A 24,557-nucleotide genomic window follows, 5' to 3' on the forward strand; every position below is an offset into this window, starting at 1 on the left:
GTCAGCTCCCTGAACTCTTCACCGGTCTCTCCGGGCCGTCGGCGCTCAGGATGTAGTCGTCTGCGGCTGAAAGCGCGTGTTCCATATGCCCTTCAAACACCAGTTCCGGTTCGTTGGGCGCTATGGCAATTTTCGGCATGCCGCCGAAACGCACCGCCTGCGATTGCGCCAGACCGTCGCGCAGGCCGCTTTCCAGAAGATCGAAATAGCGGGTGCCCGGGCCGGTGATGAAAACCGGCATATGGCCATGCAGACTGAAGAGGCGTGAAAGACCGTTGCCGAGCGCAAGTCCGGCGGTGCGAAAGGCGAACCGCGCCATGCGGGCGCCGGTGCGGGCCGAGGCGGCGATCTTGTCCACCTCCGCAATCGGCACGAATTTCGCCGGTTCCGCCTGCGGCGGGGCTTCGAAAGCAGAACGCAGTATGGCGTAAAACCCGGAATAGGCCTCAATGCAGCCTTTGGTGCCGCAACGGCACAGCGCGCCGTCGGCCAGATGCAGCATATGGCCGAAATTGGGGGCGCTGACCTCGATTGCGCCGCGCGCCGCGCGGGCGATGCCAAGGCCGATGCTGTGGCCGAGGGAGAGGGTGACGAGGGCCTCCGGCGCCGGGTTTTCTTTTGCCTGCTCCCGCATCCAGATGGCTTTTGCGGCCAGCAGCGTTTCGTTGTTCAGCGTCACGCGAATGCGGCCGTCCCCGGATACCAGCCGCTGGAAATCAATCCTTTCGTCACCGAGAACCGGCGACCAGACGAGTGTTGCCGTGGCCGTATCCACCAGCCCCTTGCTGCTGATCGAGACCTGGAGGATATCGTGCCGGTCAATGCGTGAGCGATCGGCAAGTCTTGCGAGACCGGCGAGGATCGCGCCGCCGAATGTACCTTTTTCAGCGGCAATCCTTTGTTCGGTGAAACGGTCCACCAGCTTGCCGGCATAATCGACCAGCGAATATTGCACGCTTTCGGAAGAGATGATGATGATGGCGACATGGCAGAAAGCGCCGCGCGGGCCGAAGAGAATGCGAGGCCGGCCGCGGCCGGCGGCGGCGAGCTGCTCTTTTCGCAGGATGAGACCGGCCCGCTCAAGCTCGGTGGTGATGGCGGACACGGTTGCGGAGGCAAGCCCGGTGGAAGACGACATGTCGGTATGGGAAAGGCTGCCGTGCAGGCGCAGCGCCGCCATCACCGACAGGCTGTTTTTCTGGCGCACCAGTTCCGTACTTGCAATGGCGGACATGGGCTGGGGCATGCTCCCTGAACGGCCTTTTTCCTGTTGTGCTGATCTGCTCTGATGGCGCATGCCAAAGCGAAGATCAAGGCACCCGGATGCTGCCCGCAGCCGTTGTTGACAGCATGGGGAATCTCTGACATTAATTTTCTCGACTGTCGAGAAAATTGTGAAACCACAGAGACCGGCAGCTTTTTCCGGGCGATTTTCCTGCATGGAGGTGTGGGGCGTCGCCCTTACCGGGAGGACATCATGAATTCTTTTGCCAAGCTTTTGGCGGGTACAGCCGTACTCGTTTCCCTGCATACCGCGGCTATCGCGGCCGATCTCGTCGTCGGCGTTTCCTGGTCGAATTTCCAGGAAGAACGCTGGAAAACGGATGAGGCGGCCATCAAGGCGGCGCTTGACAAGGCCGGCGCGAAATACATCTCCGCCGACGCGCAATCATCCGCCGCAAAGCAGCTGACCGACGTGGAATCGCTGATCGCGCAGGGCGCCAACGCGCTGATCATCCTGGCGCAGGACAGCGACGCGATTGGCCCGGCTGTTGAAAAGGCCGTTGCCGAAGGCATTCCGGTCGTGGGTTACGACCGCTTGATCGAAAACCAGAACGCCTTCTACATTACCTTCGATAACAAGGAAGTCGGACGTCTTCAGGCTGCCGAAGTCTTCAAGGTGAAGCCCGAAGGCAATTACGTCTTCATCAAGGGCTCTTCTTCCGATCCGAATGCGGACTTCCTGTTCGCCGGTCAGCAGGAAGTGCTGAAGGCTGCCATTGACGGCGGCAAGATCAAGAATGTCGGCGAAGCCTATACCGATGGCTGGAAGCCGGAAAATGCCCAGAAGAACATGGAACAGTTCCTGACCAAGAATAACAACAAGGTCGATGCGGTCGTCGCCTCGAACGATGGCACAGCCGGCGGTGCAATCGCCGCTCTCGCCGCGCAGGGCATGGCCGGTTCGGTTCCCGTTTCCGGTCAGGATGCCGATTTCGCCGCACTGAACCGCGTCGCGCTCGGCACGCAGACGGTCTCGGTCTGGAAGGACAGCCGTGAACTCGGCAAGGAAGCGGCAGGCATCGCGCTGGAATTGGCCGGCGGCAAGAAGATGACGGAGATCAAGGGCGTCACGGCCTTTGACGGCGGCCCGAAGAAGGTCACGATGCAGTCGGTCTTCCTGAAGCCGATCGCCATCACCAAGGACAATCTGAACGTCGTCATCGATGCCGGCTGGATCAAAAAGGAAACGGCCTGCCAGGGTGTGAAGGCCGGAACCGTCAAAGCCTGCGATTGATCGAATACGTCCCGGTTCGGGCGCTGCGCCATGGCTCATGGCGCAGCGCCTTTTAGAGCATTTCCAGGAAAAGTGGGCCCCGGTTTTCCGTCCGGAGATGCGCCAGAAAAAAGCGTTGGAGCGTTTTCGCGATTCAGGGAAAAACGAAAACGGTCTAAGATGTAAGGAGCACCGGCAGTTCATGGCCGATACGACCCAATCCAATTCCACAACGTCGCAAAAGACGGAAAAAGCAGGCTCGATAACGCGCTTCATCAACGCCACCGAGCTGGATACCAGGCTGCTCGGCATGGTGGGTGCACTTCTTCTGATCTGGATCGGATTTCATATCCTGTCGGGCGGATTGTTTCTGACGCCGCGAAACCTCTGGAACCTTTCCGTGCAGACCGCGTCCGTGGCTGTCATGGCGACCGGCATGGTGCTCGTTATCGTCACCCGCAATATCGACCTGTCGGTCGGGTCGATCCTCGGTTTCTCCGGCATGATCATGGGCGTCACACAGGCGGAAATCCTGCCGCAAATCCTCGGTTTCGAACATTGGGCAACCTGGATCGTCACGCTTCTGGTCGGGATTCTCGTCGGCGGCGCCATCGGCATGCTGCAGGGCTCCATCATCGCTTTCCTGAACGTGCCGTCCTTCATCGTTACGCTTGGCGGCCTGCTGGTCTGGCGCGGCGGCACATGGTTCATCACCAGCGGCCGCACCGTGGCGCCGATGGATTCCACCTTCCGCCTGATGGGCGGCGGCACCAGCGGCTCGATTGGCGCGACATGGAGCTGGATCGCTGCCATCATAGCCTGCGTCGCCATCATCGCGGCAATCCTCAATTCCCGCCACCAACGCCGCCGCTTCGGTTTTCCGCTGCGGCCCGTCTGGGCGGAATATTTTCTGGCAGCTCTCGGCTGCGTCGTCGTCATCGGTTTCGTGGCGGTGGTCAACAGCTATCCATGGCCAATCAACATCGCCCGCAACTATGCCGATGCCAATGGCATCGCCTGGCCTGAAGGCGGCCTGTTCATTTCGCACGGTATCGCCATTCCGGTACTGATGGCGCTTGCCGTCGGTGCGGTCATGACCTTCATCGCCACAAGGTTGCGTTTCGGACGTTATGTCTTCGCCATCGGCGGCAATCCGGAAGCAGCCGAACTCGCCGGTATCAAGACCCGCTGGGTGACGGTGAAAATCTTCACGCTGATGGGCGTTCTGTGCGCCATCGCCGCGGCCATCTCGACCGCCCGCCTCAACGCGGCCACCAATGCCCAGGGCGAGCTGGACGAGCTCTACACCATCGCGGCGGCCGTCATCGGCGGCACCTCGCTTGCCGGCGGTGTCGGAACCGTAGCGGGCGCGATGCTCGGCGCGCTCGTCATGCAGTCGCTGCAATCCGGCATGGTACTGGTGGGCATCGATACGCCCTTCCAGCGTATCGTTGTCGGTGTGGTCCTGGTCGTCGCCGTCTGGCTCGACACCATCTACCGCGCCCGCGCCAAGTAAGAACCGAGGAGAACTCCTATGACGGACCAAGTCACGCCCCTCGTGGAAATGCGCAATATTTCCATTTCCTTCGGCGGTATCCATGCGGTGGAAAACGCCTCTGTCGATCTTTTCCCCGGTGAGGTGGTCGCCCTTCTCGGCCACAACGGCGCGGGCAAATCGACCCTTATCAAGATACTCTCCGGCGCATACCGGCGCGATGGCGGCGATATTCTCATCAATGGCGAGGATGCCGATATCCGCAATCCCCGCGACGCCAAGAAATACGGTATCGAGACCATCTACCAGACGCTGGCGGTGGCGGATAATGTCGATGCGGCGGCCAATCTTTATCTCGGCCGCGAGCTGAAGACGAAATGGGGCACGCTCGATGATGTCGCCATGGAAGCCTCGGCCCGCGAGGTGATGGGGCGGCTCAACCCCAATTTCCGGCGGTTCAAGGAGCCGGTGAAGGCGTTGTCGGGCGGCCAGCGGCAATCCGTCGCCATCGCCCGCGCCATTCTGTTCGATGCCCGAATCCTCATCATGGACGAGCCGACGGCCGCACTCGGGCCGCAGGAAACGGCGCAGGTGGGCGATCTCGTCAAGGAGCTGAAACGGCAGGGCATCGGCATCTTCCTCATCAGCCACGATATTCACGACGTTTTCGATCTGGCCGACAGGGTCTTCGTGATGAAGAACGGCAGAGTGGTCGGCCACGCGCGGACCGAGGATGTCACCAAGGATGAGGTTCTCGGCATGATCATTCTGGGCAAGGTGCCGCCGGGCGCAGTGGCGGGTCCGGGCGCCGTCGTCGTCTGACAACAGGATTTGCCAGTCTTTACCTTTGATATAAATCGAGGCCCGGTAAAAACCGGGCCTCGACAAACGCTAGGAACAAATTTTATAAAATAGGTGCGTCCGGTGTGTTTCAGCCCAGCCGGAACCGCAGACGAAAAATGTCTGCAGCTCTGCGCAATTGCAGACGCGGTCTTTTAAATGCGGTTGTTCAATGTAGTTCGGCGTGTGCCAAACCGCTGCCGTTCATCTCTGCAGCTGCGTTCGGCAAGCCATGCTGATTTATGTCCTGCGCCAGCGACAACAGCGCCATTTCCAGGAAATAGGTCGACATGCCCAGTTCCAGAGATTTCGAGCGCTGGCAGAGATAGGAAACCATCCGCCCGAGCGCCAGAATCTCGTCCGCATTGTCCTGTTCAAGTATAGCCGTGGTAGACGCCGCCATGATTCCCTCTCGACAGTCGACACTATGAAAACGCGATGATGTTGCGTTGTTCATTTTCGACCACATCGAGCGTCACGCGAGCGTCACACCTGTGTCAATCGCCGTTTTTGTCCGCCGGCGCGGCGGCGTTTTCCGCCGCTTCAGTGGCGGCAAGCGATGTCACGAGAGCGACGATGCTTCTGCGCACGGCGGCGCTCTTGATACGCGAAAAGGCCTGGTTGAGCGAAAAGCCTTCATTCGAGGCCACGAAGGTCTGCATGGCATTGATCGTACCAAGAGCCGGGTTGGCCGGATCGCCATCGGGCGTGGCGTTGGCGAACAGGGAACTGACCTCAACGCCGAGAATCGACGCGATGGCCTGCAGACGGGACGCACCGACACGATTGGCGCCCTTTTCATACTTCTGGACCTGCTGGAAGGTGATGCCCAATCGCCCGGCCAGCGCACTCTGGCTCATGCCGAGCGACTTGCGGCGCATTCTGATTTGTGCGCCGACATGGACGTCGATCGGGCTGGGTAGTTTGGCGTGCATTACAAATTCCTCCGCTTGAGGTTCTTAAATCCGATGATTATCAATTAATATTGTTGAAGGTATACATTCAACACAATTTCCACGGGTATTATGAAGCTTTATTGACAAAATTGCACGGTTTTTTGTTCATAATCGCGTGTCCGGGCCGCGATTTATTATTTTTGTCGCACAACGCAACGCACCGTTGCGGCTGGAAAGGTGGCTCCATCCGCTCACGCCGATGGTTTGAAAGCCGAATCCATCCCAAATTCTTCGGTTCATTGCATCGAATTCCTCAAGCGGTTCGGTATCGCCAAAATGCGGAATCCAGACGAATGGCCGTTCCTGACCGGAACGTATGACATTTTCAAGAAACACATTGTTGTAAAGTCTGGGCAGGCATTTGTTGGTGTCGATGGCCGGCGAAATCGGGATGGGATTGCGCTCGATCGCAAAGCCCTGCCGCGCGAGCCAAAGCGCCGAGGCGTCCAGTTTTCGTTTAAGCTCCGTTGCGGCGCGGGCATCGCATCCGCCATGGGCGAGGGGGTCGGCGAGGAGCAATAGCGGCCGGCCGCCGCTTCTCAGACCGGTGACGGAAACGAACTGGTCAACGTGAAAGCCGCATTGGTGCATTTTTTTATCGGCAACCTCCGCTCCGCATGTTTCCATCGCGGAAAAATCGGAAGAAGCCGGAATTTGACCGAGATCGCCCGGCCGATATCCGAAACTGAAAATGCTGCTGCCGTCGAGAGCCTCAATCTTTCGCAACCGCTGCGAAGGGATGGGCGCATTCCTTCCGATTCCCCTGTCATCCCGTAGGCTGGAATGGCCCACCAGCCGAAAATCCGGGCCGACGAGCTGGTTGCCCCCTGCCAGGGCGACATCGGAATGGGTTGTCGCCGCTCCCATATATTCGGCGAGGCTGGCGCCGACGGCATTCTCTGCCAACAGCACGAATTCCGCCGTAATATCCGCCGCACGTACATGGAACATGTCCTGTATCCATGGATGGGAAATACTGTCGTTTCCGGCAAGGGGTATCAGATTCGTGCTGCAGCGTGTTGGCAGGCTGCCGAGCCAGGCTCGTGCCGACTGGAGACAGGCGTGATCAATCACGATAACGGCGGTGATATCTACAGGCAGGGCCGAGAGCAGGTTTCCGATCGGAATGAGCGGTGAAACACAGTCAGCGGTCCTGTTTTTCGCCAATAAAGAGGCGGGCAGTGCGAGCGCAATCGTGCGGATCAGCCCGCCGCAATCGGGGATCAGAGACAAGGGCTGGATGGCGCTCAAGACGTTTTGTTCCCTGCCGGCCGCCTTGCCGCCAATTGCTGGAAAAACATCGTATTCTGGAGTTTCCATGATGGCGACGGTGGCGATGGCAATGTTTCTCCCGTGAGCATTGCCAGAAGCCTCGTCGCATCGTTTCTCTTGACGGAAACCGCATTGGCCGCGAGCAAATCTGCCGTCGCGGTGCCGAGACCGGCTTCGGCAGCGATGGAGCGCCATGTCCTGCCGGCAAAATGCAGGTTGCTGGCGGCACGCGCGAGCGCGCCAGATTGCTCCGGGGTGAGCGTCTCGCGGCAGGCCGCAAGCGTCGCCTCGGCGTCTACCAGCGCAACCGTCAGCGGGCGGTAATCGAGCGCACCCGGCGCGTGGCTCACCGCCACATCGGCATCGGAAACACGCCGCCCATCCCGATAAGCCTCGAAAATCTCGCCGATGCCGATCATGCCGAAGGGGGCGCATTCCGCCGCCCTGAGCGCACCCATGCTGGCAGCGCCGATAACGGTAACGCCGTTCGAAAGCGCATAGAGGATTTCCTTGTGCCAGACGGCGGCGCAATCGCCGTAAAGCCCGTCTATCAGTCCGATTGTGCCGACACCGTGCCGAACCGCATCGAAAATATCGCCGCAGGCGGCCGGACCGCAAAGATCGAGACCGGCAGTATATTCGCCTGCGATGCCGTGGATGGACGGGCCTGCAAAAACCACCGGCTTCATTCGAGGCCCCCGACAGTCAGCATGCGATCGAGAGTGCGCTGCGAGATGTGTTGCAGGCCGCCGCCGGCCGGGGCAAGGCCGCTTGCCAGAACCCGCACCACATGCAGGCCGGATACCTCCGTTTCCAGTGGAAAGACATAGATATCCTCAATGCCGCCGGCGAACAGGTGCGTCGCAAGTTGACGCCATGGCGGCGAAGAGGCGGCGTCATGTATAAAATCGAGATTGGCCGACGCCCTTTCCATCGGCTGCACGCCGGCGGCCGAAGACCCGGCCGCAACCATATCCCGCTGGTAGCGGAGAGGAGAAAGATCGTCCCTCGTGCCACTGATATCGGTCAATCGCGACTGGATCGCCTCCAGCAGCGCTGCAATCGCAGCGCCATGAATATCAGGCCGGCAACCGGCCCCCGCGGCGCTGCGGGTGGCAGGCCCATCCTGCGCCTGCAGCGACCGGGGCAGGCTCGCCATCGCCACCGGCACGCCAAGCCCATTCGTCAGGTCGAAGAAGGACGGCGGCAGGCCGATGTCCGACAGATGTTGGACAAGACGGTCAAACGAAGGATCGACGCCGGCCGGAATGAGGATCGGCTGCGGTGCGACGGCGCGCGTCTCGAAAGTGTCGACGAGAAAGCAGGCGTCGTTTTCAATGAGTTCGAGCAGGGCATGGAGAACCGCATGGTCATGGTTGAACCCGGCCGCGAGCCCTTGCGAACTCATGCGGAAGGCCCGCCGGTCCCATGGGAAATCCACGCGGAAATCCATGCCGACAAGTTCGTAAGGCGCAAAAACCTCCTGTTGCCGGCGAATGGACGTTCCCTTCACCCAGGCGCGTTCTTTTCTCGGATCGAGCGCGTCGCAATCAACTCTGCCGACGGTTTCGAAGGGAATGATGGGAGTTTCCTTCTCCCGCATCTGCTGAACGGAGCTGAAGGCGGCGATATGTTTGCGGGTTTCTTCGGCAACTGCACCTTCGATCGCTTCCATGATCGCCGATAGCCGGGCCTGTTCCGCGACAAGCCCCTTGCCCTGCGAGACCGACAGCCCGCGCGAATTGGGCCGGGCCGCGAACCAGACGGGAATACCGATAATATCGAGACCGGTCACATCACCGACACGGGTAATCCCGAACCGCCGAAGCAGTCCGGGATCGAAGAACGAAGCGTCGGCATGCCTTGAAGCCGCTGTCGCTGATATGGGAGCATCGGCGCGGGCCAAGGCTGCGCGACCGCGATCAGGGCGCGGTGTTGCTGTCGTCGGCAAGAATCGCGTCGAACAGTTCGCCGGTGACGGCGCCGGCCGGGCCGACAGCCTTCAGGGCCGCTTCGATCGGCGCCTGCACCATGCGGTTGAAATCCCAGCCGGCGTCGACCACTTCGCCGATAAAGGCGAAATCTGCTTCGGAAACCACGGCGCCGCCGGCGACGAGGGCTTCGATGCCCTGGATCTGCACCTGATCCAGTTCCGCTTCCGGCTGGCCGTCCTGGCGAACGAGCATGGACTTTGCGGCCGCGGCCACACGGGCATAGCCATCCACGCCCGGATGGCTGGTTTCATACGCGGCAATCGTCTCATGCGAGACGGACGCAACCCGAAGCGGCGCCGTGCGAATGAAGAGAACGCCAAAACCCTTTTTTCCGACAATGAAGAAATGCGAGGACATAATATCTCCTATTTAATCCCAGCTAATCGAAGTGCGTGATAGAATTTTTCATTCGCTACCGGGTCCCGGTCCGGAGACAGACTGCTGATCTCCCTCGCCGTCATACCCGGATAGTTTTCCTGAAGCCTGTTGCCGGTTTCCAGAGCGGCGGCCAGATCGCCATGCAGGGCGTGGCTTGCGGTCAGGACGCGCAACGCAGGCTCGTCATTTTCCATCCGCCCGCACAGTTCCACCGCCGTGCCGTAATCCTCGCGCTTGAACGCGATGCTGGCGCCGGCCCACCAGTAGATGTCGGGCGCCAGAGGATTGAGATCGATGGCCTGCTGAAATTTCTCCCAGGCGATTTCCGCATCGCCGAAATGAGCAAGCGCGTCGGCATGCTGGAGCAGGAGGTCCGCCGAGTTGGGCGCCAACGCCTCCGCCTCGAAGAATTTTTCGGCTGAGACATCGAAATCCCGCTGGTAGAGCGCCACCACCGCGCACATCCAGTGGCCCACCCCAAGGGCGGGGTCGATTTCGACGGAGGAGTCTGCTTCCGCCTTGGCGCGATGCAGGAGATGGGGGTCGTTGCCGCCCAGCATCAGCCATTCCAGTTGCAGGCTCTGCGCCACGCGGGCGCGGGCAACCGCCATGCCGTGGTCGAGATCGACCGCCTTGCGGAACATCGAGCGGGCTCTTCTGAGAAGCGGCAGATCGCATTTGCCGCGCAGAAGCTGCTGGCCCTCCAGCAATTGCCGGTAGGCCTCGCCGCTGTGGTTGCGGTCGGGCTCCACCTGAAGCCGCTCGATTTCGCGGGCAAGCGCTGCGGCCACCTGTTTGGAGAGCAGGCGGAAAGCGGCGTGAATATGTCGTTCGGTCAGAACCGCCTCCAGCGACCAGACGATTTCACCGCTGGCGTCCTCGATCAGCGCAACCGACATGCGGGTTTCGTCGAACACGGTCGAAATGATGCGGTAATCCGCCCGCAGCATGGCGTAGCCGTCATCGGCCCGGTCATGCGCCAGTGCAAAGGTGCTGTGCGGCGAAAGCACGGTGAAGGTGCGGTATCGGACAAGGCTGTTGGCGACATCCTCGACAAAGGCCTGCATGACCGGCGAGACCGGCTGCCCGTCGACCCTTGCCGGACGAACGAATGCGATGCGCGGTTTCGTCTGGGATTTCCGGCGAATGCCCTCTTCCGCCTCGGCGGGGGCCGCTATCGTGGCGGCCAGGCTTTGTATTCGCCGTCGCAGCGCCACGGTTTCCGCTTCCGGGGAACGACCTTCCTGACGAAGCTGCTCCATCAGAAGCTGGTGCATGCCCTCACAGGCGCTGATATTTCCGATCCGCGCATAGGCCGCCATGGCGGCGCGGTAGGTTTCTTCGCGTTCCGGTTCGAGCTTGCAAGCGCATTCGGCAAGCCTGGAGATGTCGTTCGAACTGGCGCGGCCAAACCGCGTCAATTCCTCCAGAAGCTGGGTATAGCTCGAAAAGAACAGGTCCCTGAGGCGGCGGCGCTCAGAAAGCAGCCAGAGATAGAGATGGTCCTGCCCGGCCTCCAGCCCCTCCAGCAACTCGCCGCCGAATTCCAGCAGCGCATTGAGCCGCCGCATCGGGTCTTCGGCCCTTGCGCCGGCAAGGAAGAGGGCAAGGTCGGTGCGCTGCGCCAGCCTGCCGGCCTTCAGGTCGTTTCCTTCGGTCAGAAGGATGGCGTCGTCCTCATTGGGCAGTTTCTGCAGGCGCAAAATCAACTGCCGCAAATTGCCGAGAGCCCTCTTCTGCTCGACATTTTCCCACAGCAGCGATGCGGCGTACTGGCGGGAAAGGGACTGGTTCGGCGCAAGGATGAGGGCGGCGGTCAGCGCGAAGCCCTTGGACGGAAAAAATGCCTCCCGCACCGCATCACAGCGCGGGGTGCCAAAAAGCCGGATCGGTATCAGTTCAGCGTTCCCAGCCACTTTCGTCCCCTCATGAACCATCATCTAACAACGTGTCCGGGAAATTGAAAGTCATCATAGCGTTCCATTTGACGCTGGTGTGACGCGGCTTGGGTATTGTCGCAGACAGAAGCATGAATGACGGGTGGAAAACAGCGGACATGCGACGGGCAGGCATCGGGAATTTTCGACAGTGATAGCGTTCAACGGAAGCTACATGGCCTTCGAGCCGCGTATCGAGCCTTACCAGCGTGCCGACGATGTCGGATATGCGGTCAGTGAATTCATGTGGTTCAAGGGTCGTCCGTTCTATCCGGTATCGGCGCTCGTCCATGCGAAGGTCGCGCATGCCAGGCTGTCTGCGGAAAAGGGTGACGACGAGGACGAGGATAATCTCGATATTCTCTTTCGCATGCCGCTGGTGGCGGGCGGGCACTTTTTCGAGATTGTGCTGCGTTCGAATGAGGGGACGTCCTACGGCGGCTGGGTGTGGGGAGAGGAACTGGAAATCCTCAATGAATTCGTCAACGGTTATCGCGTTCTGGCGGGGAAGTTCGACGACAGGTTCATCCGATTCGAATATTCCAGGCGATTTCAGCGCTACCGGACAATCGAGCCGCTGCCGGTGGAAAAATCCGTTTTCCTGATCCAGCGGGAGGCGAAACCTTATGCGGGCAGGCGTGATCTGCCGGGGGTCCCGGTAGCCTGATGACGGGGGCGGCCTTTGGGTCGGCGGGGGAAGCATGGACGCGCTTATCGCGGCATGTCCGGTAAAGCGCAGCTTTACCGGAAGTAACTCGTGAATATTTTTATTTTTATTGTGTGGAAGATTATGATGCCCAATAGAGGTAAAGTGCGTAACAGGGGGGTATCATCGCAGCTTGTGGCGGTGAATTGCGTTTCCCGCGACGATACGCTTTCCGATGCGGAGAGCGTCGGGGATAATTCGCGTCCGCGCGGCGACAGGCTCTACGTTGTCGGCGAACCTGTTTCGCAAACATTATCTTCATCTGTCGTCGTGGACGATCGAGCCGGAGACGAGGCGTCGGGCAGGGCCGAGATTCGAAACAGGATCGTCGATGCCGATATCAGGGCCGCCAAATGGGCCTGGGCGATATTGGCCATTGCGCATTGCTGGCTGATTTATTTCATGGTGTACAATCTCGGTTAGCGCCTTCCGCCCGAATACATGCAGCTTTAACCCGCCGGTGCGAAAACCCATCGCCGCAATTTGCGACCAATCCGATTTTGAGCGGACCCGAGCGTCCGAAACCAGACCTTGCGACAATTTCCCCCGCAAGTCTTCATGATGCCGCCGCTTGTCCAGGCGCGGCGTGCGCTCCCTGCTGTTTGCCAGCGGAAATGTCATAAAGCTGTAAATGAAGAAACTTAATTGAGGGATCGGTTTCAACGGAAACGGATCACAATGTCCCGTTCGCTTTCCAACACAACGGCGGCGACCCTGGACTTTCTTACGATATCGCACCGCCCGGGATAGACGACGCCAATATCGGCCGCCCGGACCTGCTGGAAGTGGCGTCGCATGCACGGCGCCCGAGCTCCCATGACCTTTTTAACCCTGGAGATGACGACGTGAGCAATCTTATAGGTACCGGCTTCAACGCCCACTCGGATGATGGCGAACTGGCCACCCTCGAACACGATCTGCGCGCGCTTGCCGAAATCGGCTGCGATACCGTGGAAATCGCCGCAACAAGCCTCGACATGATCGCCGGCGGCCAGCTCATCGAGGAGCGCGCCGACCGTTTCGTAGCGCTCGCGAAGCGGTTCGACTTCCGTTACACCGTGCACGGTCTCGTCTCTTCGAATTTCATGGATCCGGTGACATGCCGTTACCAGATCGACGCGGCCAAGGCGCTTGCCGTTCTATGCGACCGTATCGGTGCGGGCATTCTCGTCCAGCATGGCGGCGCGCTGCGTGCCGACCAGATCGCCGAACGGGCCGATGCCGACAGCCGCGAGCGGGACGCGCTTTTCGAACTGGCTGAATTTTGCAGGCCCTATGGCGTGCGCATCGCACTCGAGAACATCTTCTCCACCGAGCCCGGCCAATATCGCCAGACGCCGGCCGAGGTGGCCGCAACCGTGAAGGCTGTCGGGCACGACAATCTCGTAGCGCTGATCGACTTCAGCCATGCCTATCTCGAATCCACCTATCGTGGCCTCGATTTCCGCGATGAACTTCGCGCCATGGCGCCGGTTGCCGGCCATCTGCATGTGCATGATTCCTTCGGCCGCCCGCAGGGCTTCTATCAGCCCTATTTTCCTCAGGAAAACACAGCGCTCGGCATCGGCGATCTGCACATGCCGCTCGGCTGGGGCGATATCGACTGGCAGCACATCTTCTCGGAACTTTCCTTCCTGCCAGATACTGTGCTGATGATGGAAATCGGTCGCCGCTATCGCGCCGAGCAGCCGGCAAGCCTTGAAACGGCGCGGCATCTGATTTCGCTGAACGCCGCCCGCACCCAGCTCGCGGCCGAGTGATGGGCCTGACAAGGCGTGAGCCGAGAGGCTGATGTTTGAAACGCCGGCAGTCCCGATGCGACTGCCGGTGTTTTAATTTATGCGGCCCAGTCCGAGAGCGAATAGGCCCTGATGTAATCGATCATCATCTGCGAGCCGTCGCTGAAATCGGCTGCCGATGGCGTTCCCGCCGTGCCACCGACGGCAAGGTTGACGACCATGTACATGGGGTCATGCATATCGTCAGGCGTATCCGTCTGCGCCACGGCGACATCATCGAAATACCAGGTTATGTGTTCGGCATCCCACAGCACGCCATAAGTGTGAAACCCGTCCGTGCTCGGTACGCTGACATTGTTGATCACCGAGGTCTGTTCACCGGTGGCGTTGGAATGGGCGGACATGATGAGCGTATTGGGGTTCTGGCCGCGCATTTCGATGACATCGAGTTCAGGCGGCCAGGAGCCATCTTCGGGCAGCAGCCAGAAGGCAGGCCAGGCGCCCCGGTCGGTCGGCATATCCGCGCGGATCTCGAAATAACCATAGGTCTGGCTGAAGGAGGAATAGGTGTTCAGCATCCCCGAGGTATAGTCATAACCCTCGACCTCGTCGGCAATCGACTGCGGGGTCTCCTCGGCGGTGATGGTCAGGACGCCGTTTTCGGTGCTGAAAGGATCGACCTCCGATGTGCCGGCATAGGCCGGGTTGATATACCATTGCGCCTCACCATTCGTCGTCAGCGAGCTTCCCTTTTCCGGCGCCCACCAATATTTGGCGTCCCAGATACCCTGATCGCCACTGCGCAGCGAGAGCGTATCGAATTCATCGGCAAAGGTCTGGGTAAGTGACGAGCGGTCGAGGCTGAGTTCGAACTGGTCGGCCTGAAGGTCGTTTACGGTCGTTCCAGCAAGAACGATGGCCTCGCCATTCGAAAAATTGAGCCACAGGTCGTCGCCTTGCTGTGTGGCGCTGCCGACAAGCTGATCGAAAGATGTGATGCCGTAGCCATTGAGCCGGATCGTGTCGTTGGCGCTGAAATCGGTAATGAGATCGGTGCCGTTGCCGCTCGTGAAAACAAAGGTGTCGGCCCCGCCGCCGCCGATCAGCACGTCGTTGCCGGCCCCGCCATCGATCGTCTGACTGCCCGACCCGCCGGTAATGATATTGTCGAGCGAATTGCCGAAGGCAAAACGCCCGTCACCCGTTACCCGCAGATTCTCGAAATTGTCGGGCAGGGTGTAACTCATCCATGTATCGATGGTGTCGATGCCTTCCCCGGCATTTTCGGCGGCGCGATTGATGCTCGAATAGAGATAATAAATATCGTCGCCCGTGCCGCCGGCCATGGTCACGTTGACGGAACTGTCTCCCCACATGGAATCATTGCCTGCCGTGCCGGTGAGCAGCGGGCCGGAACCCGTGGCGGAGAAAAATCCCGTGGAGTTGCCGCTGTAATAGAGTGTGTCTCCAAGCGCATTCACTACTGTCCGGGCCATGAGCCGTCTCCTGTCCGTTAGCGTTGGCGTCTCACTCCTCCTGCTGCACACTCTAACAGGGCAAAAAGCCCCCTGTTAGGCCGAAATATGAGGGGTATGTTCCGTTACGGTTGCATTGAGCTGTTGAACGAGCACGTTGTCCTGACCCGCTTGCGCCTGTTACATGTCCGTTTTGAACCCGCGCAGCGTGCTCTTGCGGGCGCCTGCGAGCGATGGCAGGATTGGGGCATATCGGGAATGGAGTGTCAGGATTGAGCGTAGCCTTTACCAAGGAAGACAGTGCAGAAACCGCAGCCGAAACCGTTCTGCCGGACCGGATAATCTCGCCTCATCCCAATTTGGTAACGCGGTCCGGGCTGAAGGCCCTGGAAGAGCAGCTGCGGCTGGCGCGCGAAGCCTGTGAGGCGGCTAATGCCATTGAAGACATCAATGAAAGACGCCGCATTTCCGCCAGCCCGCTTCGCGATCTGCGATATTTCTCCGAGCGGGTCCGTACCGCGCAATTGATGCCTGATCCGCCAGCGGACGGCGTCGTCGTCTTCGGCAGCCTGGTGACGTTCAGCCGCGATGACGGGCGAACGCAACGGTTCCGGATCGTCGGCGAAGATGAAGCAGATCCCGCTGCGGGAACGATGTCCTATGTCTCCCCGGTTGCAAGGGTGCTGATGGGAAAAGCGGCTGGCGATCTCGTCAGTTTGGGCGGGAGGGAGATCGAGATCGTCGATGTGGCCTGAAACGTCCCGTCAGAACACAGGCGGCCTTAGACCCGGCGGGTCGCTGATGAGGCTTCGTTCTCCCCTGTTGCGCGCATTGTCTGCCGTTCCCAGCATCCGCATCATTGTGTTTCTCAGGAAAAGCCTGAAGTCCAGATCAATGGCGGTATAGGCAAGCCCAAGCCCCACATGAGCCATGAAGACGGGGTTGAAATTCAGCTCTTCAAATTGATAGCCAATAATGACGCCGATTGCTGAATAGGCGAAAAAGCCGATTTTGCGTTTTCGGAAAATTACATAAACCAGCGCAAAGGCGCTCATGATGCAAAATCCCAACCCGGAAGCGTAGGCGGTGGCCATAAAACCATTATGTGGTGTGCCGATCCTCGATATCCGCGCAAGTTCTTCGTATCGCGCGGTAAACCCTATGCCCACAGGATGCTGGAACATGACCTGAAAACCGCCGGTGATCGTCTCCCACCGCTCATGCAAATTGTTGCTGCTGTTGCTGTCCTCAAGAAAACGTTTCGTAAAGGCCTGTTCCGCAAAGTCGAAAGCACCGAGCGGCAAAACGGCGGCGATGACGAGCGCGCACAAGGCAAACCCGAAATAGGTGCTGAGCAGCATTTTGATCGAAAAATTCCGAACGTAGAAATAGAGCCCGATAGCGAGGACGGCAAACACCCCCGAGCGGTTGAGCGTGAGGGTGAAGCTGGCGAGATATACGAGCAGAAACACGGCAAACAGTGCGGGGCGTTTGTGGCGTTCGGCGACATAGGCCGCGGCTGCTCCGGCCAGCGCGAAGGCCGGTCCAGCTGTATTGCCGACGGGCCAGATGCCGCCTGCCTTTTCGACGCGCAAAAGCAACGGTGTCACTTCACCTTTCGCCGCAAGCTCCAGGACGCCTGCCTCATCGAACATGAAGGACAATCCGAGCGAGGCGAGCTGGTCATGGATGACGGTGTCCAGGAAAAGCAGGATCGTCACCGCTATGAACCCCGCAAATATGCCCCAGCAGAACAGTTCGAGGAGGTTTTCCTTGAACAGCATATAGGCAAAGAACAGAAAATAGACGGCATAAAAATAGGTCATCGCCGTTGTATAAAACTCGCCATCGCCGCGCGCGTCGGCAAACAGCGTCGTGAGGACAAACAGCATCGTCAGCGGAACAAGATAAAACAGGATAATCGACAGCGTCAGGCAGCGAATGTAAAGCAGGGCGAGGACGGGCAGCGTCATCAGCACCAGCATGTCGGTAATATTGAGGAAACGCAGGCCGAGATTGCTGGTCAACACATTGCACTGAATGAAGAAACCGATGGAAAATACGAATATCGCGAGACAGACGCCGGGAATATTGATCGTTTTTGACGGGTAAAACGGCATTGCCAAAATAAAACCCGGTATAGAGGGCTGGCGCGACGCCGCATGATTTGCTGGTCTTCTCATCAGCAGTCTCTATCTTTTGTGAGCGGATTTCGACTGTCCATAGGAGAGCTCTACCGCCTGGCAATGAATATAATATAACGACTATTAGTGGGCTGGATGGCGCCGCCACGCAAGACATTTTATCGTTTCGTCATGAGATCAGATTGCCTTTCGGCAAATCCCCTTCGACGGCGATGATGCGCTGAATATGAAGTGGCTCATTCGAGCCGGGCGCGCCGGTGCCGAATGCCGGAAGGATTCGCAAATAAAGAGTATACCCCGCCGGGTTGATGTCGGGGTCTATGGCGATCCCGTTGGCGATCGCCCACATCCAGCCGCTATTGCCGGCGATGTTGGCCCCTCCAAATTGCAGGGCGGAGCAAACGATCGTCCGGACTGCGCCGCCGCTTTTTGCAACCAGCGTTATGTAGGGCAGACGCTGCTTTCCGTTGTTTTTATAAAGAACGGCGAAGGAAACGGTCCTGCCGATCATCGCGACGGCCTCCGCATTGCGGAAATAACGTGTGAGCCCTGCCGTCTGGCTGCCATTTGCATAGAGGGCGAGGCTGCTTGCAAAGGACGGGGAGAAGATGATTTCGGTGGTTTGGGTGGCGGAACCTGGCGAAGTCATGCCCCAGCCCGTCGGGACGGAACCAGTCCAATCGGTGAAATCACCATTGCCGATGAGATTGGCGGCGGGCAGCCTTGGCCAGCAAGGTGTCTGGAAGCTGTTATCGCGTGCCGACCTCAGATAGGAATCGAGCAGGGCCTGGGCTACCAGGCAGGAACCCGCCTCGTTGGGGTGAATATTGTCCCGATAAAGGGCGGCGTCCTTGCCCTTCGCCATAAATACGGCATGCGTATCCACCAGCGTGAGATTCGGATGGGAGCGGGCCAGGTCGAGGATCGCCTGATAGACCTTGTCGTAACCCATGCCATCACGCCACGGGTTCTGCGTGGTGATGAGTTGAGGAGCATTTGGCCATTTCCATTCGGTCATTCCCAGTGGTCCGAGCAGCGCGGCTCGTCCGGAGCTCAAAATGCTGCCCGGCATTTCGAAAGTTTGCATATTGTGGCCATGATGCATGATGCAGAGGTCGGGACGGGGAATCTCCAGCGCTGCCGAGCGCTGTTCCGCAAGCATGTACCCCGCCATGCCGCCGGGCAGCGTCGCAAGATAGAGCGTCAGCGTCGCCCCCTTGCCGGCGCGCAGCGTAACCGGGGCCGCATAGGTTTTTGGTCCGGTGGCGGCGCTCGTCTCCCATTCCGCCCAGCGGTATAACACAACAGTCGTATCGTGCAGATCGCCGAGCATCATCGCAAATTGCTGAAATGGTCCGGCTTCGGCATGGGCGGTGCTGTCGCCGTTCACGAAGATCGCGGCATTCTGGCCGGCCGCCAGACGGGCCCGCAAGGGCGAGAACGCGGTCAGGGAAAGACCGGCGTCGCCCATGTTTCGGGAACCTATGCCGAGCGTTAAGCCGATCATGCGGCCACCTCTTCCGTTCGCGCCATATATATGCATATGTTGTATCCGGGCGGTGTCATTGTTCGCTCTCCTGGTCTGGCCTTAGAATAATCCCGCTGCGAGACCCGGGGAAAAATGCGGGGGGCGAAACAGAAAACAGCGCATGAAAAAGAGCGTCGTAAATTTTTCTTTGATTTGGCTCGAAATGTAGAAATAGAATATTATTCTAATTACTATTGGTATTATTGAATTTTATTAATAAAATGGGCTTTTATTCAGTTGTTTTTAACTATCTGTATGCGTTTTTGCGCAGATTTCGGTGAGGATATTCCTGTTGCTTTCGGGCGGGTTCGTTGTTTTTGCCGGTCGTCAGTTCGTGCCCGCAATTACAGGCGGATGCGTCATGGGTCCTCCCATCCGGCGGGGGAGACGCCATGACATCGGCTCTTTTCGTCAGCCATACCGGAGAGAAGGGTGGCGCCGAACTTTTTCTGACGGACCTCGTCAAGGCGGGCCCGCACTCCTGGCGCGCCTGTTTTCTCAGTGGCGGTGCGGCCGCAGATGATCTCATTGATGCGGGGCGGACTCCGGTCATGCTGTCCGCTGGAGAAAAAATGCTGTCTATACGCCGCGATGCGTCTTTCGGCGCGCTGTTGCGCGGAGCGGCCGACGTGGTGGCGGTTGCCTGGCAATTGAGCCGGGAGGCGAGGCGCTATGATGTGATCTGCGCCAACTCGCAAAAGGCGCTTTTTGTCTGTGCGCTGGCCGCGACGTTCAGCCGTCGGCCGCTCGTCTGGATTTTACACGATATTGTCACCGATCCCGCTTTCAGCGCCGCCAATCGCCGGGCCTCGCTGGTATTTGCGCGCCTTTTCGCCAGGCTGGTTGCTGTCAACTCCGACGAGACGGGCCGGGCTTTCATCGAGGCCGGCGGCGAGGCGGATAAGGTTCGCATCGTCTACAACGGCTTCGACCCCGCGAAAGCAAGGATTTATGAGCCCGGCGCGGCCGCGCGGCTGCGTGCGGAACTGGGCCTTGGTCCGCAACCGCTTGTCGGCCTTTTTGGCCGGCTGAGCGAATGGAAGGGACAACATGTATTTCTGGACGCGATTGCGGCGATGGAGGGCGTGCAGGCGGTCATCGTCGGCGGTGCGCTTTTCGGGCAGGAAGCGTATGAAGCGCGAATCCGCGAACAGGCGTCCCGTCTCGGTCTCGACGGCCGCGTCCGTTTCCTCGGTTTCCGCCCGGATGTGCCGGAATTGATGGCGGCGATGGATGTGGTTGCTCATACCTCGATTGTTGCCGAGCCCTTCGGCCGGGTGGTGGTGGAGGCGATGATGTGCGGGCGTCCGGTTGTCGCCACGCGCGGCGGCGGTGTTACCGAAATCATCCGTGACGGCGAAACCGGCCTTCTTGTGCCGCCGGGGAATGCGTCGGCGCTGGCAGCGGCGATCGGCCGCATACTGTCGCAACCGGCTCTGGCGGAAAGGCTGGCGCGAAAGGGGCGGGAGGATGTGAGCCAGCGTTTCTCACTGGAGGAAACCTGCCGCTCCGTTTCAGCGCTGCTGACGGAGGCGGCGTGAGGTTTCGCGCGGCGATCGACAGGAACAGGCAATGCCGGCAGGCGGAAGGGCCAGGATGCGCATTCTCATAAACATGCCGAGCCAATATGGCGGCAAGGCCTCCGGTGTGGCCCGCGTGACCTTCAGTTTGCTGGAGCGGCTGCTGGAACAGACGACCGATGACTATGTTCTGCGCTCTCCCTGGATGCGGGCGCAACTGCCTGAAAACCTGCGCGACAGCCGGTTGCAGCTCATCGAGACCCCACGGCCGCGCGTCATGGTTTTCGATGTGGTGCGTCAGGCCGTGACGCTGCCCGCGCTCTGCCGCCGGCATGGCATCGATGTGCTTTTTAATGCCGATCCTTTCGGAAGTCCCCTCGGCGGCAAACGGCGTCTCACCCTTGTTCATGATCTTTATTTCAAAACCATTCCGGAACAGATCGGCTGGCGGGCGACCCTGACGACTGATTTCATCTTCAAGCTGATGATGGCCGGTTCGGATCGGATCGTCTGCGTATCCGAAGCGACGCGGAAGGATCTCGGGCGTTTCTATCCCGCCGCTGTCGGTAAGAGCATCACCATTCATTCCGACAGCACGCTGAATGTCGATCCCGGGGCTTTCGACACGGTGCCGCCTGTTCCCGGACGCTACATACTGGCGGTCGGAAACGCGACGTCCAATAAGAATTTCGCTCTCCTGGGCAAAGCCTTTGCCATACTAGGCAAAAAATGGCCGGATTTGCGCATCGTGCATGTTGGCCGTGACGAGGCGGAGGAAATCGCCGGCGCGCTGGACGATCCGCAGTTGCAGGCCCGGCTGATCCGGCTTTCCGGCATAGATGACCGGCAACTGGCCGAACTTTACCGTCACGCAGCCTGCCTTTGCGTCCCCTCCACCTATGAAGGCTTCTGTCTGCCGGTGCTGGAGGCGCAGCAGCTAGGATGCCCGGTCGTCTGCTCCAATCGTTCGGCAACACCGGAGATTGCCGGCGAAGGCGCCCTGACTTTCGATCCGTCGGATGCTCAGAGCCTTGTCGACACGCTTGAGCGACTTTTGGATAATCCGGAGCTGGCAGAAAATCTCCGTCAGGCGGGTTATGAAAACCGCAAATCATATTCATGGCAGAAGGCTGCGGAGAGCTACGTGCAACTTTTCAAGCAAGAAGCCGCCGCCTGAGGAGGGACGCCGTCGTCACGATCATGCGGTTTTGCACACATCCGCATAGAGCTTTTCATAGGCCGCGACGACCCCATGTGGCTCAACGCCTTGGCGAATTCGTTCCCGGGTCTCAAGCGTTTCCGCAAGCATGGCGGGATTGCGTATCGCCTCCGCCAAGCGCGCGGCCAGTTCGGCGGCATTGCCCGGAGCGAACAGGCGTTCCGGCCTGTCCGCCCCAATCTGTTCGGCAACACCCGCGAGATTTGCGCCGATGACGGGTATGCCGCGCAAAATGGCTTCAGCGACGGTGCGGCCAAAGGCCTCCGGCCATAGGGGCGGTACGATGAGGCAATCTATGCCGGCGAAGAAATGATCGGCCTCCACATAGCCCGGAAATTCGACCGGTAGGCCGGCTGCCTTTTGTTGATAGATCTCGATACCTTCCGGCGCGCGCCCTGCCATGACCGCGCGCCAGCCCTGCGGCGGCAAAAGCCGCAACGCTTCTATCAGCAAGTCAGCCCCTTTCGGTGCTTCGATGCGGCCCAGATAGCCGAAAACCAGAGGGTTGCCGGGTGTGCGGGCAATGCGCGGTTCCGGCGAATCTGGCGGTGAGATGGCGTTCCAGATCACCGCGCGGCGGTTTTCCCGTATATGGATGAAAAAACCGGCCCGGATGTGGCGTTCGACGATATCGCGACCAACGCCGGCGACAGCATCGACTGCGCATTGGCAACGCCGGTGGAGGTAAGAAAACGCACGGCATTTTTTGCTGCCGCCGTCGCAGATATGCCCATCATGAAACAGGGAGCCATTGGTGCACATGCTCGTGAAATCATGCAGCGAATGAACCAGTGGAACGCCACGCTTGCGGATCATCGGCCAGATCAGCGGCGTCAGTTCAGACAGCGAATGGGTATTGACCACGTCCGGCCGGAAATCATCGATGACACGCGCAAGCCGGCGAACGAGGCGCGGGTCCAGTTGCACAGCGATCTTATAATATTTTCGCTTCCATTCCGGTTGCTGCCCCCAGTCGCCGATAAAGAACGGCGTGGTATGCCCGAGGCGGTGAATGGTGAAACCATCGCGTTGTTCCCCTGCCTGCTCTTCACGCGAGATGGCGGCCACCGCGACCGTGTGCCCCTTATCCACAAGTCCATGCGCAAGGTCTTCCACGAATATTTCCGCACCGCCCACCCGATCCGGAGAAAATAGCGAGGTTATCTGCAATATCCGCATGCTCAATTTCCTGCGCCTTTAAGGTCACTAAGCCTATTTTGCATTCATTAAATCCGTTATTGCAGACGAAGCGGCGTTTGTACTGTCGGACCTGAACGGTCCGGCGCCGGCATTGCAGCATCGTCTGGAAATTGTCTGCGCCTTTTGCGGCCTTCCCGCTCCATTCCGGGCGGGTTCAGGCAAAGCGTGACGACCGGGGCGAGGAAAACGGCATAGGCCATGGCAAAGCCCGGAACTTGCAGCGAAAAATCCAGCGTTGAATGCAGCAGGACGAGCAGCAGTGCGGCAAGGCCGAGATGAGAGGCATAACGATAATTTCTGCGTTTCAGCGCCCCGCGAATGAAAATCACCAGTTGGATGAGCACAAACAAAGCGAGATAAAACGGGAAGGCTGCACCGAGTGTCAGCAATCCCTCGGCGTAGACATTGTGGGCATGGGTGACGACGGCGTCCACCCCGCATCGCGCCACATGATAGGGCGCATAGATTTCCGTAAAGCTCGCCAGACCTGATCCTTGTGGCCAGTTGTCGGCGATGACGCGTGCGATGCCCGGCATGTAGCAAAAGCGCATATCGTCTTCCAAACGCATTTCCATGCGAAGCGCCACCCGGTTGGCGAAAAGCGCGAAGAGGGCGATGGCGACGGCAATCAGCAGCGCGGCACGACGTCTCGTCCCGCGCTGCCTGCGCCGGCTGGAGGCCCCATTGCGCCCGGTTCTGGCCGGAGAGTTGAACACAATCAGCAGGATCAGTAAAATCAGCGCTGCGAGGCTTGAGCCGATCCCCGCACGCGATCCCGTCAACATCAATGCGATGAAACAAAAGCCTGCGAGGACACCGAGAAATGCGGCCCTGCGGATGAGCTGTTTTTGCTCCACCGGCACGGTCAGGCGATTTGCCACGAGCGCCTTTACCCTGACCCAATCCGGAGCGAGGAGGCTTTTATGTAACAATGCGGCGAGCGTGATAAGGATGAGGCCGAAAAAGGTCGCGGCGGTATTGCGATTGACAAAAAGGCCGGTGAGGCTGCCGAGATAGAAACGCTTATGGATGAAGCCGAGAGCTTCGGGGAAAAGCACGAATTGCACGATGGAAAACAGCGCGAGCCAGCCACCGGCGATTGCGAACCATCGTAGCGTCTTCGCCGCGCGCTCGTCGCTATCGAAAATCACGAGGCCCGTCATGAAGACGCCGAAGGGCAGGGCGGCGCTCATGAGGCCGATCCGGTCATCCGCCGGTGTCAGGGAGATTGTGGCGGCTGGCGCATTCTGCATGAACATGGCGGCGATGGACCATGCCGGGTTGGGGCGCGCGATGCCAGGCATGGAGGAGGCTTGCAACAGCACCTGAACGATAAGCGCTCCCAATAAAAGACAGGCCGCCGTAAGTACTTTGCCTGCACCGCTCTTTGGCGGCCCGAACAGCAGGATTGCCGGCGCCAGCAGGAGATAGATCGCCATCGTGACAACGATGCGACTTTCGATTTCCGTTGCGCCGCGGTTGAGAAGCGCCAACAGAAATATTGCCCAGAACGCGATTATTGCGACCGGCCGGACATAGTCCCGAACCGCCACCGGTGGGGTCTGCAAGGAGGGGAGCGGTTCTGATCGGGATTCGGTGAGCGACATATCTTTGGGCTTTGTCGGAATTGTTTGTGGTAGCTATGCCGCGAATATCG

Annotated in this window: 22 protein-coding genes; 9 read left to right on the forward strand and 13 right to left on the reverse strand. The window is 59.5% G+C overall.

The genetic code is table 11. From position 1 onward, the window contains the following. Position 1: 1 nt before the first annotated feature. The gene (locus PL597_RS00475; RefSeq protein WP_271364373.1) at positions 2–1,234 is read right to left on the reverse strand and encodes an ROK family transcriptional regulator; all 1,233 of its coding nucleotides are present in this window, start codon (positions 1,232–1,234) and stop codon (positions 2–4) included. Positions 1,235–1,477: 243 nt separating this feature from the next. Here PL597_RS00475 and xylF point away from each other — a divergent pair, with 243 nt between their 5' ends. The 3 genes from xylF to PL597_RS00490 all read left to right on the forward strand — a co-directional run bounded on the left by xylF (position 1,478) and on the right by PL597_RS00490 (position 4,814). Beyond that, positions 1,478–2,518, forward strand: a complete 1,041-nt coding sequence (gene xylF, locus PL597_RS00480) for a D-xylose ABC transporter substrate-binding protein (protein WP_077985196.1) — start codon at positions 1,478–1,480, stop codon at positions 2,516–2,518. Between the two features lie 181 nt (positions 2,519–2,699). Next, the gene (locus tag PL597_RS00485; protein ID WP_077985331.1) at positions 2,700–4,013 is read left to right on the forward strand and encodes a sugar ABC transporter permease; all 1,314 of its coding nucleotides are present in this window, start codon (positions 2,700–2,702) and stop codon (positions 4,011–4,013) included. Between the two features lie 18 nt (positions 4,014–4,031). Next, entirely contained in the window at positions 4,032–4,814 is a 783-nt protein-coding gene (locus tag PL597_RS00490) for an ATP-binding cassette domain-containing protein (protein WP_077985195.1), read from the forward strand. A gap of 187 nt (positions 4,815–5,001) precedes the next feature. Here the strand turns inward: PL597_RS00490 and PL597_RS00495 are convergent, their stop codons facing one another. The 7 genes from PL597_RS00495 to PL597_RS00525 form a co-directional block, all read right to left on the reverse strand. After that, positions 5,002–5,235: a hypothetical protein gene (locus PL597_RS00495; RefSeq protein ID WP_162520348.1), complete on the reverse strand. Its 234-nt coding sequence runs from the start codon at positions 5,233–5,235 to the stop codon at positions 5,002–5,004. Between the two features lie 94 nt (positions 5,236–5,329). Further along, on the reverse strand, positions 5,330–5,767 hold the full coding sequence (locus tag PL597_RS00500; RefSeq protein WP_077985193.1) for a helix-turn-helix domain-containing protein: 438 nt from the start codon (positions 5,765–5,767) through the stop codon (positions 5,330–5,332). A gap of 126 nt (positions 5,768–5,893) precedes the next feature. After that, complete coding sequence (locus tag PL597_RS00505) at positions 5,894–7,039, reverse strand: hypothetical protein (RefSeq protein WP_271364374.1); 1,146 nt, start codon at positions 7,037–7,039, stop codon at positions 5,894–5,896. Next, positions 7,036–7,749, reverse strand: a complete 714-nt coding sequence (locus tag PL597_RS00510; RefSeq protein ID WP_271364375.1) for a TfuA-like protein — start codon at positions 7,747–7,749, stop codon at positions 7,036–7,038. Before PL597_RS00510 ends, PL597_RS00505 begins: the two co-directional genes overlap by 4 nt. Continuing rightward, on the reverse strand, positions 7,746–8,945 hold the full coding sequence (locus tag PL597_RS00515; protein ID WP_271364480.1) for a YcaO-like family protein: 1,200 nt from the start codon (positions 8,943–8,945) through the stop codon (positions 7,746–7,748). Before PL597_RS00515 ends, PL597_RS00510 begins: the two co-directional genes overlap by 4 nt. A gap of 37 nt (positions 8,946–8,982) precedes the next feature. Beyond that, entirely contained in the window at positions 8,983–9,411 is a 429-nt protein-coding gene (locus PL597_RS00520) for a hypothetical protein (RefSeq protein WP_077985190.1), read from the reverse strand. An 8-nt stretch (positions 9,412–9,419) separates the two neighbouring features. Continuing rightward, positions 9,420–11,372: a BTAD domain-containing putative transcriptional regulator gene (locus PL597_RS00525; RefSeq protein WP_162520347.1), complete on the reverse strand. Its 1,953-nt coding sequence runs from the start codon at positions 11,370–11,372 to the stop codon at positions 9,420–9,422. Between the two features lie 172 nt (positions 11,373–11,544). On the opposite strand from PL597_RS00525, the gene PL597_RS00530 reads away from it, so the two are divergent. The 3 genes from PL597_RS00530 (at position 11,545) to PL597_RS00540 (ending at position 13,835) form a co-directional block, all read left to right on the forward strand. Next, positions 11,545–12,036 (forward strand): hypothetical protein, encoded by a 492-nt coding sequence (locus PL597_RS00530; protein ID WP_271364481.1) that lies wholly within the window; start codon positions 11,545–11,547, stop codon positions 12,034–12,036. A gap of 90 nt (positions 12,037–12,126) precedes the next feature. Next, on the forward strand, positions 12,127–12,498 hold the full coding sequence (locus PL597_RS00535) for a hypothetical protein (protein ID WP_271364376.1): 372 nt from the start codon (positions 12,127–12,129) through the stop codon (positions 12,496–12,498). 422 nt (positions 12,499–12,920) lie between these two features. Further along, complete coding sequence (locus tag PL597_RS00540) at positions 12,921–13,835, forward strand: TIM barrel protein (protein ID WP_271364377.1); 915 nt, start codon at positions 12,921–12,923, stop codon at positions 13,833–13,835. A gap of 77 nt (positions 13,836–13,912) precedes the next feature. Here PL597_RS00540 and PL597_RS00545 read toward each other — a convergent pair whose 3' ends face one another. Continuing rightward, a complete protein-coding gene (locus PL597_RS00545; protein ID WP_271364378.1) occupies positions 13,913–15,310 on the reverse strand; it encodes a family 16 glycosylhydrolase in 1,398 nt (465 codons plus the stop codon). A gap of 251 nt (positions 15,311–15,561) precedes the next feature. On the opposite strand from PL597_RS00545, the gene greA reads away from it, so the two are divergent. Beyond that, positions 15,562–16,044, forward strand: a complete 483-nt coding sequence (gene greA, locus PL597_RS00550) for a transcription elongation factor GreA (protein ID WP_080795216.1) — start codon at positions 15,562–15,564, stop codon at positions 16,042–16,044. A gap of 9 nt (positions 16,045–16,053) precedes the next feature. On the opposite strand, the gene PL597_RS00555 is transcribed toward greA, so the two are convergent. After that, complete coding sequence (locus tag PL597_RS00555; RefSeq protein ID WP_271364379.1) at positions 16,054–17,472, reverse strand: O-antigen ligase family protein; 1,419 nt, start codon at positions 17,470–17,472, stop codon at positions 16,054–16,056. 130 nt (positions 17,473–17,602) lie between these two features. Beyond that, positions 17,603–18,940 carry an SGNH/GDSL hydrolase family protein gene (locus PL597_RS00560; protein ID WP_271364380.1) on the reverse strand — a complete coding sequence of 446 codons (1,338 nt, stop codon included), beginning with the start codon at positions 18,938–18,940 and terminating at the stop codon, positions 17,603–17,605. 413 nt (positions 18,941–19,353) lie between these two features. On the opposite strand from PL597_RS00560, the gene PL597_RS00565 reads away from it, so the two are divergent. Further along, the gene (locus tag PL597_RS00565) at positions 19,354–20,502 is read left to right on the forward strand and encodes a glycosyltransferase family 4 protein (RefSeq protein ID WP_271364381.1); all 1,149 of its coding nucleotides are present in this window, start codon (positions 19,354–19,356) and stop codon (positions 20,500–20,502) included. Positions 20,503–20,557: 55 nt separating this feature from the next. Continuing rightward, on the forward strand, positions 20,558–21,658 hold the full coding sequence (locus PL597_RS00570; RefSeq protein WP_271364382.1) for a glycosyltransferase family 4 protein: 1,101 nt from the start codon (positions 20,558–20,560) through the stop codon (positions 21,656–21,658). Between the two features lie 21 nt (positions 21,659–21,679). Here PL597_RS00570 and PL597_RS00575 read toward each other — a convergent pair whose 3' ends face one another. Further along, complete coding sequence (locus PL597_RS00575; protein WP_271364383.1) at positions 21,680–22,879, reverse strand: glycosyltransferase family 4 protein; 1,200 nt, start codon at positions 22,877–22,879, stop codon at positions 21,680–21,682. Between the two features lie 56 nt (positions 22,880–22,935). Beyond that, a complete protein-coding gene (locus PL597_RS00580; RefSeq protein WP_271364384.1) occupies positions 22,936–24,507 on the reverse strand; it encodes an O-antigen ligase family protein in 1,572 nt (523 codons plus the stop codon). Positions 24,508–24,557 lie beyond the last annotated feature (50 nt).

Origin of the sequence: Agrobacterium sp. ST15.13.013 (assembly GCF_027956525.1) — a bacterium.
Classification (GTDB): domain Bacteria; phylum Pseudomonadota; class Alphaproteobacteria; order Rhizobiales; family Rhizobiaceae; genus Agrobacterium; species Agrobacterium salinitolerans.

Excerpts from the sequence above, each read along its gene's own strand:
- PL597_RS00475 (WP_271364373.1), bottom strand. The coding sequence starts at position 1,234 with ATGTCCGCCATTGCAAGTACGGAACTGGTGCGCCAGAAAAACAGCCTG.
- xylF (WP_077985196.1), top strand. The coding sequence starts at position 1,478 with ATGAATTCTTTTGCCAAGCTTTTGGCGGGTACAGCCGTACTCGTTTCC.
- PL597_RS00485 (WP_077985331.1), top strand. The coding sequence starts at position 2,700 with ATGGCCGATACGACCCAATCCAATTCCACAACGTCGCAAAAGACGGAA.
- PL597_RS00490 (WP_077985195.1), top strand. The coding sequence starts at position 4,032 with ATGACGGACCAAGTCACGCCCCTCGTGGAAATGCGCAATATTTCCATT.
- PL597_RS00495 (WP_162520348.1), bottom strand. The coding sequence starts at position 5,235 with ATGGCGGCGTCTACCACGGCTATACTTGAACAGGACAATGCGGACGAG.
- PL597_RS00500 (WP_077985193.1), bottom strand. The coding sequence starts at position 5,767 with ATGCACGCCAAACTACCCAGCCCGATCGACGTCCATGTCGGCGCACAA.
- PL597_RS00510 (WP_271364375.1), bottom strand. The coding sequence starts at position 7,749 with ATGAAGCCGGTGGTTTTTGCAGGCCCGTCCATCCACGGCATCGCAGGC.
- PL597_RS00520 (WP_077985190.1), bottom strand. The coding sequence starts at position 9,411 with ATGTCCTCGCATTTCTTCATTGTCGGAAAAAAGGGTTTTGGCGTTCTC.
- PL597_RS00525 (WP_162520347.1), bottom strand. The coding sequence starts at position 11,372 with ATGATGGTTCATGAGGGGACGAAAGTGGCTGGGAACGCTGAACTGATA.
- PL597_RS00530 (WP_271364481.1), top strand. The coding sequence starts at position 11,545 with ATGGCCTTCGAGCCGCGTATCGAGCCTTACCAGCGTGCCGACGATGTC.
- PL597_RS00545 (WP_271364378.1), bottom strand. The coding sequence starts at position 15,310 with ATGGCCCGGACAGTAGTGAATGCGCTTGGAGACACACTCTATTACAGC.
- PL597_RS00555 (WP_271364379.1), bottom strand. The coding sequence starts at position 17,472 with ATGAGAAGACCAGCAAATCATGCGGCGTCGCGCCAGCCCTCTATACCG.
- PL597_RS00560 (WP_271364380.1), bottom strand. The coding sequence starts at position 18,940 with ATGATCGGCTTAACGCTCGGCATAGGTTCCCGAAACATGGGCGACGCC.
- PL597_RS00565 (WP_271364381.1), top strand. The coding sequence starts at position 19,354 with ATGACATCGGCTCTTTTCGTCAGCCATACCGGAGAGAAGGGTGGCGCC.
- PL597_RS00570 (WP_271364382.1), top strand. The coding sequence starts at position 20,558 with ATGCGCATTCTCATAAACATGCCGAGCCAATATGGCGGCAAGGCCTCC.
- PL597_RS00575 (WP_271364383.1), bottom strand. The coding sequence starts at position 22,879 with ATGCGGATATTGCAGATAACCTCGCTATTTTCTCCGGATCGGGTGGGC.
- PL597_RS00580 (WP_271364384.1), bottom strand. The coding sequence starts at position 24,507 with ATGTCGCTCACCGAATCCCGATCAGAACCGCTCCCCTCCTTGCAGACC.